This window comes from Flavobacterium sp. (assembly GCF_049590715.1).
Taxonomy (GTDB): Bacteria; Bacteroidota; Bacteroidia; order Flavobacteriales; family Flavobacteriaceae; genus Flavobacterium.
This window is the reverse complement of record NZ_JBAWDL010000044.1, coordinates 1-11772: the sequence shown is the minus strand read 5'-3', so window position 1 is coordinate 11772 and position 11772 is coordinate 1. Positions and strand designations below refer to the sequence as shown.

Here is an 11772-nt window from a genome sequence, read left to right as displayed (position 1 = left end):
TTCCAATATGGAGCACCACCACACGGAGGAATCGCTTGGGGAATTGACCGTTTGATGATGATTTTGGAGAAAAAAGCATCTATTAGAGAGGTAATGGCTTTCCCGAAAACAGGATCAAGTGAAGATTTATTATTTGGAGCGCCATCACTTTTATCAGATAGAAAAGTTGAAGAAATGAATGTGAAGATTATAAGAAAGTAGATTTCTTGATTTCTATAAATAAATTAAAAGCGGATTCGTATCGAAAGATAAGAATCCGCTTTTTGTTATTTCACCTTTAAGAAATTAAGGATAATTAAGGTTTAACTTTACTTAATATCTTAATGGTAATTTTATTTTTTTATTTAATTAAAAATCGTCTTATGATCTCGCTTTACTAAGCCCTCTATCATAAAGCACAATACTCCCTGCAACCGATACGTTCAAGCTATAATGTGATTTGAATTTTACTAAAAAATGACATTTTTCAATGGCTGCTTTTGAAAGTCCGTTGTCTTCTGCACCAAGTAAGTAAACGCAACGTCGTGGATGTTCAAAGGTTTCCAAGTCGGTGGCTCTTTCATCTAGCTCGACACCAACTAAACGAGCTCCTTTAGGTAAATTTTTGAAAAAATCTTCAAAAGTCTCATAGTGAAAATAAGGAATTGCATTTACAGCATTATGAGTGTCGCAAGCTTGTTTGGCATATCGATTTCCAATAGTAAAAATAAAGCTAGCACCAAGATTTTGAGCAGATCGCCATAGAACACCTAGATTCTCGGGAGTTTTACCGTTTAAGATACCTATACCGAAATATTCGTTTATAAAATTATCATTCATGCCGCAAAAGTACAAACTGTTGGTAGTATTTTCAAGTTTTTGATTTTTTTAAGAAAATTTATTTTTACAATTGAATGAAATTAGAATATGGATCCATTCTATGTATATAATTTCATGCTTGTTGGTTTTCTAATGGCGTTACTTTTTAATTATTAGATCTATTTTTGGAGCTATTTCCAGCTATCATTCCAATCTTTTTTATCTTGCGAAAAAACAAGATAAAAAAGGATTTTCCCTTCTATCTGGGCTATGATCGCCATTTTCAAAATAATGTTTGTACTAAAGATCAAACCATTCCGTAAATTTTTAAAAACAACTATTCTATAAAAGAACAACATCTTAGAGAGGCTTTACCACACTGATAAGTCCTGCAAAATCAAAAGGATTTTATTTTTTATTGTTCAACTTTGTAGATAAAGAATACTTTTTTGCGCTATCAAACGTGGATAAATCCGTAATATCAAATTTATCATTCTGATCAAGGAAACTACAGTATTAGTGAACAAGTGAAGTGATTTCCATAAATAGTTCGACTAAGATATTTCATTGCTTATTATTGGGTATGTATTTTTTACCTAAATCATTGGTTTAAGAATTTTCACACAAGTTATCCGTTCTGGATATAGTGCAAGACAATTTTATAGTATTTTAGAAAGTGCTCTATTTTTATTCTTTTATGTAAAGTTATTTTACATTTGTATCGTTGCTATTAAAAATCAAATTGTATTTGATTTTTTCTATCCTTGGGTATTTTTGAGTAGTTCATGGTGCACTTTAACTTTTGAATAGCTGAATTTCATCATAACAGAACATCGTTCTATATTTTTTAGTACACAAGAAAAAGAATCCAAGAATAATTTAGCTGGATTTGGTAAGCTATATTTTGTTTGTGGAGTCGTACCAAAAACAATGTTAGATTGCTCTATCTTAATAACCAAATCCTGATTTAAGACAGACGTTGCTTTGATAATTGTTTTCTTGTATTAAATGATTTTACTTCTTCTTTTAGTCAATGCTTATTTAATTAACAGGTAATTTTTGTTTAATTTGGTTGTAGATTTCAATGTTTGATTTGTTGTTAGATGAAAAATATATTTTATGATTATCAATTGTCGTTAATAAAAGTATTGGCATTTTTTGAGAGTTAATCAGTAATTTTACTTTTTCACCTTTTTTAGTTTTAAAATATCCTTTTTTAGTTGTTCCCAGTGCAAAACCATTGATTTTATATGAAATCTCAGGTAATTGGCTCACTAATTCAATAGATTTTAAATCATAGATGTTTATCTTAACTCCATAATCCCCTTTAATTTGTATTATGTTGTTACTTAATTGAATAGTATGGTCTTTTAGACTATTTTTAAAATTGTAAAAAATCCCTAAACTAAGAACAATCAGTACTCCAATACCTAGATAGGATATTAAAGTTTGTTTTTTACTCTGTACTTTTTTAAACTGATTTGATTTCAATATAAAATAAATATAGGCGACTAAAGGATAAATGGTCATGAAAATACCGCTTAGATTTGGATCAACAAAATAAAACAGAATTGATGCGAATCCTAATAAAGATACCCCAAGAAAAATATGAAACTTTTTAAAATAACTGATATGTGATTTGATGTCAATTTGTTGTCTTTCATCTTCAGACATGGTATTGAAGCCAGATAGTAAATATTTAGCATTATTTTCAGTTACAATAAAAGCTACTGCTATAAAAATGGAACTTATAAAAAAAATAGGAATCATCATGAATATATATTGTATCGCTAATAAATAAGATTTTTACTAAGTTACATAGAAAAGTCATACAAATATTCAAAATTTTTAAAATATTTTAATTTATCCTTTTTTAAAAAGATCCGGATTATGAATATTTTTTAAAGAGACGACGCATATTAACATAGATTTTATTAATTTTTTAGTCACCATAACTCCAAACTTGTTTAAGGCGGTGAGCAGGATGAACCTCCGTCAAGCAGTTCGATATAGATTCTCCTTTGGTTGTTTGCTTATTGTTTTGGGCACAGGTGAATCTGCTATCGGGTTCTCTTAATGATAAAACTTTAAATTATAGACGAATTCCTGGTGGAAGTAATTCTTTGAATTCTGGATTTTTCTTAAAAAAAGTAACAATTTTTGGTAAAATAGGAACAACCTTTAGTTTTCGTTCAACAGCAATACCCATAATGGCGGTTAATAATTGGGAAATTAAAGCTTCGTTAGTGAAGGTTTCTGGGGCGTTTATTTTTGTTAAAAATATTTTTCGATCTTGAAAGGAATATTCTACAGTTACTAATCCTTCTTCAGTAGTGGTCTCAAATTGCCTTGCAAACGCGTTGTCTTTAATCTCTAGGGTGATAAATTGTTCCATTTTAAATTTTAAAAAGTTAGCATTACTATTTCAAAGATATATTTCTAGCATCACTGCTAATATTAAGTCTTTTTTTTTAAATATGGTGTCTGAGTTTTGATGCTTAAATTGCAGATTTGTAAAGTTACTAAATTGATTATCAAATAACAACGTTTTGAGTTTATTTAACGCAATGGTGATGTTTTTATTTTTGTTTTTTAATGTAATTTCAGAAAGTATTCATAAAAATACTTTTCAGCCTATTGAGATACACTTTAAAACGGTATTTTTATCATACAAAAGAAACCTCAGTTGTACAGCTACTAGATTTATTGAATTATGAGTAAGATTCCCGTTTATTTCATGCCAGGATTGGCAGCAAGCACTTTGATTTTTGAAAAAATAGTACTTCCTGAGGATATTTTTGAAGTGGTCTTTTTAGAATGGGAAATTCCGTTAGATAAAGAGTCTTTGGTGGAATATGCTTTACGAATAACTAAAAAAATAAAGCATCCTAATCCTGTTCTGATAGGGGTTTCTTTTGGTGGTATTTTGGTTCAAGAAATGGCGAATTTAATTGAAGTTCGAAAACTCATTATTATCTCGAGTGCAAAAAACAATCTAGAATTTCCTAAACGAATGAAAATGGCTAAAGCAACTAAAGCTTATAAGTTGATTCCAATGAGTATGATTCTGAATTTGAAGAATCTAGCTCGTTTCTCTTTTGGTGAAAAAATAAACCAACGCTTGCATTTGTATGAAAAGTTTCTTTCTGTTCGTGATATAAGGTATTTAGAATGGGCTGTGGAACAAGTGATTTTATGGAATAGAACAAAAGCAGATCCTCGTGTGATTCATATTCACGGTGATGCCGATGATGTTTTTCCTATTAAGAATATCAAAGACTGCATAACCATCAAAGGCGCTACACATATTTTGATTTTGACGAAGTATAAATGGCTAAATGCGAATTTGCCTAAGATTATTTTGGGAGAGTAAAGTGGGTTGGTTTTTATGGATTAAATATTTAAAAAAATCTGTGTAAATCTGCTAAAATCATCGTGCCTATTTTTTACGCTGTTTTGGTGGATTTTAAAAAATAGTAAGGAATAAATCTTATTGAATCATTGTGCTTGCCTTTTTAAACTAATTGTTTAAGTGATAAACCTATTTCCATTTGATATTACAACCAATACTTGGCTTTTGATTGGGGTTAATTGTTCGGTTATATAAAACGCTGTCAATTGCACCACGTAAATCACTACCACTTATAGGTATTCCATTCCCAGGACGACTGTCGTCTAATTGTCCTCGATATACTAATCGGTTTTGATTGTCGAATAAATAAAAATCGGGTGTGCAAGCTGCTTGATAGGCGGTGGCGACTTCTTGAGTTGCATCAAACAAATAAGGGAATTCAAAACTATTTTCGAATGCATATTCCGTCATTAATTCAGGACCATCTTGCGGATAATTGACAATATCGTTACTCGATATAGCCACAATTCCAATACCTTGCACACGATAATCATTGGCAATACGAACGACTTCTTCAATCACATGATGCACAAACGGACAATGATTACAAATGAAAAACACCAAGGTTCCTTTCTCACCTTTTACATCCTTAAAACGCATATTTTGAGTCTCAGAGGTTCTGTCATTCAGATAAAAATCAGGAGCTATTGTTCCTAACGAAAGCATATTGGATTCTGTTCGTGCCATTGTGATTTAGTTTAGATTTTAAAGTTATGAAAAGTTATTTTAATTTAACTACAATGCTTTTATTTAAACACAAAGTTCACAAAGGAAGCACGAAGAAACACTAAGTTTTTTTATAAAGTATTACTAGTAATCTGTGAAAATTTGTGAAATCTGTGATGAGAAAGTATTCATTCGTTTGCGTTTTATTTAGATAGCTTAAAGTCGAAGGCAGCTTGAATAAGCTTGTATTTAATTATTAAATTTGTGTTTAAAAATTAAAACAAATGATAAGTTGGCAAGATTTTGAAAAAGTAGAAATGCGCGTGGGAACTATTTTAGAAGTAATAGATTTTCCAGCAGCGAGAAAACCTGCCTTTCAGCTTCATATTGATTTTGGAGAAGCCATTGGCATCCGAAAAACATCGGCTCAAATAACCAAGAGATATTCTCAAGAAGCATTGATAGGAAGACAAATCGTTGCCGTTGTCAATTTTCCAAAAAAGCAAATCGGGAAATTCATGAGCGAATGTCTGGTTTTAGGATCCGTTGGTGATGATGGTGATGTTGTTTTATTAGCAACAGATGTGACAGTAGTAAATGGATCGCGTATTGGTTAATAGGATAAAAGTTTGTTTAAATATAACTGCCCTTCTTCCCAAAAACCAAGATTTGAGTCGGTATTAATATGCCCTTTTTCTCCAATAGTGACTAGCTCACTGCCCCAAATTTCAGCTAAAAAGGACGCTTTTTCAATGCTAATGTACGGATCATTAGTACTGGTGATCAATATTGTCGGGAAGTTTAATTTAAATAATGGAATAGGAGCAAAGTTCCAAATAATTTCAGGAGCATGAGCTTTAGAATCTACATCGGCGGGTGCAACTAATAAAGCGCCAATAATATGTGAGTTTGAATGTTGACTTGCCCAATGAACACTAGCTATAACACCTAGACTATGCGCCACTAAAATAGTAGGACTAGTTATTTGTTCAATCGTTTCTTCTAATCTTGACAACCAATTTTCGATGATTGGATTGTCCCAATCATCTTGAATAACGGATTTAGAGTTAGGATATTTTTGGCACCAAAGACTTTGCCAGTGTGATTCTCCTGAACCACCTAGTCCAGGAACAATAAGTAATTGGGTTTGCATGCGTTGTTTTTTTAGTAAGCAATAAATAAACTGATTCTACGACAAAAATAATAAATTACAATTTTAAAAATATCCAAAGTATTATTTAAATCTCATTCAAAGTCTAGATTATATTTAAAACGAATATCCTAAATTTACCATCTGATTGATTTTTAAAAAACTTCCCAATGAAGAATACGATTGCTGAACGTATATATGATTTCCTAAAAGATTATCCGCCTTTTAATCTAATATCCAAAGTGACACTGATGGATGTGGCCAAAAATATAGAGATACAGTATTTTGAAAAAGATGCTATTATATTTAGTCAAGATGATATACCACACGAGCATTTTTATATCATTCACCAAGGTTCGGTGCGACTGTATCGTTTTGTAAATAATGAAAAACAAAATCTTGATATTTGTGATGAAGGCGATTTGTTTGGATTGCGTCCTTTGATTATGAATGAAAATTATCTGATGGGAGCTGCTGCAAATGAGGAAGTGATTTTGTACGGTATTCCGATTGATTTGTTTAGGGATATTATCAATAATTATCCTAAGGTAAGTCAGTTTTTGATCGCTAGTTTTGCAACCAATACTCGTGATCCTTTCTCAGACAAGCACAAAGGGAAATTGTTTGCCAATGTATCTTCGGTTCAAAAAGTCGAAAATACTTATGCCGAAATACAATCTGCTAAATATACGAAGAATCCAGTGATGTGTACCGATGAAATTTCTATCAAAGAAGCTTGTCGAATTATGACTTCGTCTAAAGTAAACTCTATTATCGTTGCCGAAAATAAAATTCCAATAGGAATTATTACTGACAAAGACATCCGAATTAAAATAGGTACAGGAATGTTTTCTATCGAAGATAAAGTAAGTGAAATCATGACGAGTCCAGTGATTACTTTTCCTGAAAAAATTACGGTTGCCGAAGCTCAAATAGCCATTTTAAAACACAAAGTATCTCATATTTGTATTACCAAAGATGGAACCACGAGTTCAGAATTGATAGGTGTTTTAGGGGATCATGATTTGAATATTATTCAAGGAAATAATCCTATCTTTTTAATAAGAGAGATTAAATACGCCAAGGATGTAGAGACCTTACGACATATTCGAGTTCAAACATCAGATCTTACCAGTGGCTATTTAGAACAAGAAATTCCTATTTATTTTATCACTAAAGTTATTTCAGAAATCAATACAGCTATTACAAAACGTATTATTCGATTGAGTATTGAAGAAATGGGTGAGCGGCCGCCTGTAAGGTATACTTGGCTTGCTATGGGAAGTCAAGGGCGTAAAGAGCAGTTATTAATTACGGATCAAGACAATGCGCTTGTTTTTGAAAATGTTCCAGAAGAAGATTATGAGAAAGTAAAAGCCTATTTTTTGAATATGGCCACCAAAGTAACCGAAAAATTAAATGCTGTAGGTTTTGAATATTGTCCTGCTAATATCATGGCAAGTAACCCAAAATGGTGTATTTCACTAAAGGAATGGAAAAAACAATTTAAAGATTGGATCAATCACCCTACTTCAGATAAAATATTGTTAAGTATTATTTTCTTTGATTTCGAATACATTGATGGAGATACAGAATTATACAACCAAATGTCCGATAGTGTATTCCGATACATTGCTGACAAAGAAATATTTTTAGGTTTTTTGAGTAAAGCAACACTGAATAATCCAGCACCTTTAGGATTCTTTAAACAGTTTTTAGTAGAACAAGATGGAGAGCACAAAGACCAGTTTGATATTAAAAGTCGTGCCATTCGTCCTTTAGTTGATGCGGCTCGAATTTTTTCATTACATCATAATCTGAAGATCAACAATACCATTGCGCGTTATGAAAAATTGATGGAAGTAGAACCTCAAAACCGTGACTTTTTTGAATCATGTGCTAATGCGTTTAAGATTTTATTGCAGTTTCGTACCTTGCAAGGATTGGCGAATAATGATGGAGGAAAATTTGTTGATATTAATAATTTGAGTAAAGCAGACCGATTGAAATTAAAAAGTTGTTTCAAACCTATCAAAAACATACAAGAATCCTTAACCACGCGATTTAATGTTGCCTTAATCCCTTAAGTTATGTTTTCCTTTTTTAGAAAAAAAAAATACGCTGATTTTTTTAAAAAGCACCGAGACTTATTTAAAAACAGCACCAAATATTCCAATTATGAAAACATTCGGTTTGTGTCATTGGATACAGAAACCACAGGGTTTGATTTTGAGAACGACCGCATTTTATGTATTGGTGCTGTAGGGATTAGGAATAATAAAATTCTAGTTTCAGATTCTTTTGAAATTTATATCAAGCAAGAGGTGTTTAACAAAGAAACCGTAAAAATTCACGGAATAAGGAAAGACGGAAAAGAAGTCAAAGTAAGCGAAGAAGAGGCTATAATTCAGTTTCTGGATTACTTGAGTGATGCAGTGATTGTAGCACATCATACAAAATTTGACATGACAATGATTAACAAAGCTTTGCGCAGAGCAGGTGGAGGAACCGTTCGTTCAAGACAATTGGATACCAATTATATTCATAAAAAATTATCCACCGAAGACAGATTTAAAAAAACCTATACTTTGGACGAATTGTGTGAAATATACAATGTAAAAAAACACGACCGACATACAGCATTGGGAGACGCATTGATTACCGCTTATTTGTTTTTGAAATTAACATATAAATACAAAAAAAACAATGTATTGAATTTGGATGATTTAATCAAAACCAATTATCAGTTGTAGTGAACCATTCTTTGTGAATAATATAAATCTAAGGTTGATTAATGTTTTGTAATTAGGGAAATTACTAATCCTAAAGTCAAAAAAACAATAAAAATTAGCCATCCATATCCACTTGCGTTTTTATGATTGTTATTCTCGGTTCTCAATTTAAAATATGATTTAGTGATATTTTTTAAATTAATTGCAAGTAAATTATAATTAGTTATTTCTAAAGATGTAATTTCTAGTTTTTTTGATTCAAAGAATTCAATTGTTATTTTTCGGCCTTTGTAAACTTCAAATGTACTAGTATTATGAGAAGATTCTACTTTATAATTGCTTTCTACAACTTTACTAATATCATTAAAATCAATCATTTTTTTTTTAAAATATATGGATAAGATATTGATAAAGTTTCATTTGTTAATTCAATTTTTTTTGAACTTAATAGTATATATAATGACGCTAATGATAAAAAACAAAGTATGCTAAAGAATATCCAAATTATTATATTATCATTTTGATTATTTATTATCCATGTCGAGTCATAAATAAGATAGGCAATTGCTGAAAAAAATAGCATTCCAAAGAAACTAAAGCCTATTTGAAGTAGACTTGGATTTCCAATTATTTTGTTGTTTTCGTTCATTTTTGGAATATATCTGCTAACGCCTGTCTGTGAAAAAACTAACCATTTATTTGTTTCAAATATAAGTAAATATTTGAAGTGTTAAAAAGAAAATTCGTGTGTTTAATGATCCGGTATATCACAGGAATCCTTCGCAATCAGATAGTATTTTGGAGTTTAGAAAACACTATTTTACCAATAATCCCGTTCGCTTTGCGGATGTTTTTCTAGATATGGTTTTCATCACTAAAACGATAATATGCATTGCATTGTTGCTGGCGGCGGCGTGGATAAAAAAGGTCAATGGCAAAACATTCGCAGTGATGTTAAATTCTTGTTTTCGGTCAAAGCTTTGTCAAAAGTGTTTCGAGCAAAGTTTTGCGAGAAGCTAAAAGCAAAAGAACCTGTAAAATATGAGCAAATACGGCAAGAATTATGGCGAAAATCTTGGGTAGTTTTTGCCAAAAAACCTTTTGGTAGCTCTAAGTTGGTGGTGGAATATTTAGGGAGATACACCCATAAAATCGCCATTAGCAATCATCGAATAAAAAGTATTGATAATCAAAATGTGACTTTTGATTACAAGGATTACAAAACGGCGGGAGTCAATAAGCAAATGACACTCACTCATGGGGAGTTTATCAGACGGTTTTCATTACATATTTTACCCAAACGCTTTGTGAAAATCCGTCATTATGGTTTTTTGAGTAGCACTTGGAAGCGTCAAAAGTTGAAGATGTTACAAGAGAAATTAAAAGTACTGGAAAAGCGAGAGAAGAAGCCCTTTTTGCCCAAATGTCCCTGCTGCAAAACAGGAAATTTACACCGAATAGCGGTTTTTGACCAGCGAGGTCCACCTGCTAGGTATCTTGGCAGTAGCCAAAATCCAAATTCCTGTAAAAGCTAATTTATGGGTAAGGGTATATATGTCCAAGAGTGAAGGAAAACACTAAAAAACCTCATTAAAATTTACTGCAAAAAAAAAGAGGCGCAATAGCCTCTTGAAATTCTTAAAACTCATTTAACGAAAAACCCATAGGGATGGATGTTGAGCGGTTCCGTTCAACACGAGTTTCATTGTTCGTGCTTCGCACGCAACGAAACTCTAGCTGTTGTGCGATCGTATTTTTACGCTTTGCTACGTTTTTTCATTCGTTTTCTAAGAAATCTTACCCACATATTCCATTTTGTAAATTTTTTATTATTGGAGAAGTTGTTTTCAAGTTTGTCAAATCCGTCTTCAATTAATGCGTTGTGCAACGAAGATATTGCAAGAAACCAAAATATTGTTCCTTTACCTTCTGTATACATATCTATTGTATGTTTTATTTCAGTAGTTTCTTTGTTTAATTCCACAATCTCGAATTTATGTATTCCATTAAATCCGTTTGGTTTAGAAAAGCGGAATTGGATAATTTCTGTTGGGTCATACTTTTCAACATAATATCTTATTGGTCCGTGTCCTCCTTTAGCTCCAATTTGAATTCCATTTATAAATTTCATTTCAGGCCAATTTTCATTAGGCCATATTTTATCATTTTCAGTTGATAACGTTTTAAGTATTTCAACAACATTAATTTTTTGTTGGTGTATGACTCGTTTATGAATATTAATAATTTTCATTTTTTGTTATAAAATTGCGTTAGATTCTTGACTCTGCGGGATTATGTCGCACAACGGTTAGTATATGAAAAGTAGCGGATTTTAAGCACTAACTTTTCGGAAAGCAATATGCTTCAATTAAAGGCAAAAGCGGTTCAGATTTGCACCTAAACCGCAATTTTTTATATACGTTGTGTGTGCCCTGCATGAGCAGGACCCACACTGTAAGTTCGAAGAAAAATTCGAAAATACAAATTTCGAATTAGAAAACAAATCTTACAGTGTGTTATTTTTCCAGAGGGTGTAAGTCCCTTATGAGCGGATTGAAAACCCGAATCATTAGTACGTCGCAAGCTGGTTTACCGTGAGGTATGCAGTGAAGATTATTGCGAGAGCAATACATTCCGAAATACAGCGGTACCGACGAACAGAAATTGCATAAGAGGCATAACAATGAGGATGAGTATCCACAGCAATATGAAGTCCAAAACAGTGTTCTGAACATGCTATTAAATCAGATTATTGTTATGTAGATGCAGCGGGAATAGACGGAAGGAAAAAGGGCTGTACCAGGGGAGGTCTTTGCAACCACGAGTTGGTTACGCAAAGAAGTCAGCAGAAGTCATAGTACTTGTTTGGAAACGAGCCACAGAAAAGTGTGGAGGACTCACCCACAAGGAAGGACAGAACGTAAAATGGTTCTTAATTTTCAACGGAATTCGCCACGGCGAATAGCCCTGAAAAACGAGGACAGGTTAACGATTAAAACAACAAAATGATTGAG

General features: G+C 32.0%; 12 protein-coding genes and 1 pseudogene. 6 read left to right on the top strand and 7 right to left on the bottom strand.

Features of this window, described 5'->3' with window-relative positions; translation table 11 throughout:
- Window positions 1-201: amino acid--tRNA ligase-related protein (locus tag WBQ70_RS02320; RefSeq protein ID WP_423910010.1), on the top strand; the 201-nt coding region annotated here is incomplete at its 5' end.
- Window positions 202-360: 159 nt separating this feature from the next.
- Here WBQ70_RS02320 and WBQ70_RS02315 read toward each other — a convergent pair.
- The 3 genes from WBQ70_RS02315 to WBQ70_RS02305 form a co-directional block, all read right to left on the bottom strand.
- Window positions 361-819 (bottom strand): RNA methyltransferase, encoded by a 459-nt coding sequence (locus WBQ70_RS02315; RefSeq protein WP_423910007.1) that lies wholly within the window; start codon window positions 817-819, stop codon window positions 361-363.
- 1020 nt (window positions 820-1839) lie between these two features.
- Window positions 1840-2571, bottom strand: coding sequence for a DUF3784 domain-containing protein (locus tag WBQ70_RS02310; protein ID WP_423910004.1), 732 nt, complete (start codon window positions 2569-2571; stop codon window positions 1840-1842).
- A gap of 319 nt (window positions 2572-2890) precedes the next feature.
- On the bottom strand, window positions 2891-3193 hold the full coding sequence (locus WBQ70_RS02305) for a GNAT family N-acetyltransferase (RefSeq protein ID WP_423910001.1): 303 nt from the start codon (window positions 3191-3193) through the stop codon (window positions 2891-2893).
- 318 nt (window positions 3194-3511) lie between these two features.
- Here WBQ70_RS02305 and WBQ70_RS02300 point away from each other — a divergent pair, with 318 nt between their 5' ends.
- Entirely contained in the window at window positions 3512-4171 is a 660-nt protein-coding gene (locus tag WBQ70_RS02300; protein WP_423909999.1) for an alpha/beta hydrolase, read from the top strand.
- A 168-nt stretch (window positions 4172-4339) separates the two neighbouring features.
- On the opposite strand, the gene WBQ70_RS02295 is transcribed toward WBQ70_RS02300, so the two are convergent.
- The gene (locus WBQ70_RS02295) at window positions 4340-4897 is read right to left on the bottom strand and encodes a thioredoxin family protein (protein ID WP_423909996.1); all 558 of its coding nucleotides are present in this window, start codon (window positions 4895-4897) and stop codon (window positions 4340-4342) included.
- A 263-nt stretch (window positions 4898-5160) separates the two neighbouring features.
- On the opposite strand from WBQ70_RS02295, the gene WBQ70_RS02290 reads away from it, so the two are divergent.
- The gene (locus WBQ70_RS02290) at window positions 5161-5493 is read left to right on the top strand and encodes a tRNA-binding protein (protein ID WP_423909993.1); all 333 of its coding nucleotides are present in this window, start codon (window positions 5161-5163) and stop codon (window positions 5491-5493) included.
- Here the strand turns inward: WBQ70_RS02290 and WBQ70_RS02285 are convergent.
- On the bottom strand, window positions 5490-6029 hold the full coding sequence (locus WBQ70_RS02285; RefSeq protein ID WP_423909991.1) for an RBBP9/YdeN family alpha/beta hydrolase: 540 nt from the start codon (window positions 6027-6029) through the stop codon (window positions 5490-5492). The genes WBQ70_RS02290 and WBQ70_RS02285 overlap by 4 nt on opposite strands.
- 167 nt (window positions 6030-6196) lie before the next feature.
- On the opposite strand from WBQ70_RS02285, the gene WBQ70_RS02280 reads away from it, so the two are divergent.
- Window positions 6197-8113 (top strand): DUF294 nucleotidyltransferase-like domain-containing protein, encoded by a 1917-nt coding sequence (locus WBQ70_RS02280; RefSeq protein ID WP_423909989.1) that lies wholly within the window; start codon window positions 6197-6199, stop codon window positions 8111-8113.
- 108 nt (window positions 8114-8221) lie between these two features.
- A complete protein-coding gene (locus WBQ70_RS02275; RefSeq protein WP_423909987.1) occupies window positions 8222-8779 on the top strand; it encodes a 3'-5' exonuclease in 558 nt (185 codons plus the stop codon).
- Window positions 8780-8817: 38 nt separating this feature from the next.
- Here the strand turns inward: WBQ70_RS02275 and WBQ70_RS02270 are convergent, their stop codons facing one another.
- Entirely contained in the window at window positions 8818-9135 is a 318-nt protein-coding gene (locus WBQ70_RS02270; protein WP_423909985.1) for a hypothetical protein, read from the bottom strand.
- A gap of 507 nt (window positions 9136-9642) precedes the next feature.
- Between WBQ70_RS02270 and WBQ70_RS02265 the strand changes: the two are divergent.
- A pseudogene (locus tag WBQ70_RS02265) lies at window positions 9643-10293 on the top strand (IS91 family transposase); the annotation flags it as partial.
- Window positions 10294-10514: 221 nt separating this feature from the next.
- On the opposite strand, the gene WBQ70_RS02260 reads toward WBQ70_RS02265, so the two are convergent.
- Window positions 10515-11009 carry a hypothetical protein gene (locus WBQ70_RS02260; protein ID WP_423909983.1) on the bottom strand — a complete coding sequence of 165 codons (495 nt, stop codon included), beginning with the start codon at window positions 11007-11009 and terminating at the stop codon, window positions 10515-10517.
- Window positions 11010-11772: the final 763 nt, after the last annotated feature.

What these genes read in the sequence shown, in the direction of transcription:
- WBQ70_RS02310 (WP_423910004.1), bottom strand. Translation starts at nt 2,571, where the DNA reads ATGATGATTCCTATTTTTTTTATAAGTTCCATTTTTATAGCAGTAGCT.
- WBQ70_RS02305 (WP_423910001.1), bottom strand. Translation starts at nt 3,193, where the DNA reads ATGGAACAATTTATCACCCTAGAGATTAAAGACAACGCGTTTGCAAGG.
- WBQ70_RS02280 (WP_423909989.1), top strand. Translation starts at nt 6,197, where the DNA reads ATGAAGAATACGATTGCTGAACGTATATATGATTTCCTAAAAGATTAT.
- WBQ70_RS02285 (WP_423909991.1), bottom strand. Translation starts at nt 6,029, where the DNA reads ATGCAAACCCAATTACTTATTGTTCCTGGACTAGGTGGTTCAGGAGAA.
- WBQ70_RS02295 (WP_423909996.1), bottom strand. Translation starts at nt 4,897, where the DNA reads ATGGCACGAACAGAATCCAATATGCTTTCGTTAGGAACAATAGCTCCT.
- WBQ70_RS02300 (WP_423909999.1), top strand. Translation starts at nt 3,512, where the DNA reads ATGAGTAAGATTCCCGTTTATTTCATGCCAGGATTGGCAGCAAGCACT.
- WBQ70_RS02260 (WP_423909983.1), bottom strand. Translation starts at nt 11,009, where the DNA reads ATGAAAATTATTAATATTCATAAACGAGTCATACACCAACAAAAAATT.
- WBQ70_RS02290 (WP_423909993.1), top strand. Translation starts at nt 5,161, where the DNA reads ATGATAAGTTGGCAAGATTTTGAAAAAGTAGAAATGCGCGTGGGAACT.
- WBQ70_RS02270 (WP_423909985.1), bottom strand. Translation starts at nt 9,135, where the DNA reads ATGATTGATTTTAATGATATTAGTAAAGTTGTAGAAAGCAATTATAAA.
- WBQ70_RS02315 (WP_423910007.1), bottom strand. Translation starts at nt 819, where the DNA reads ATGAATGATAATTTTATAAACGAATATTTCGGTATAGGTATCTTAAAC.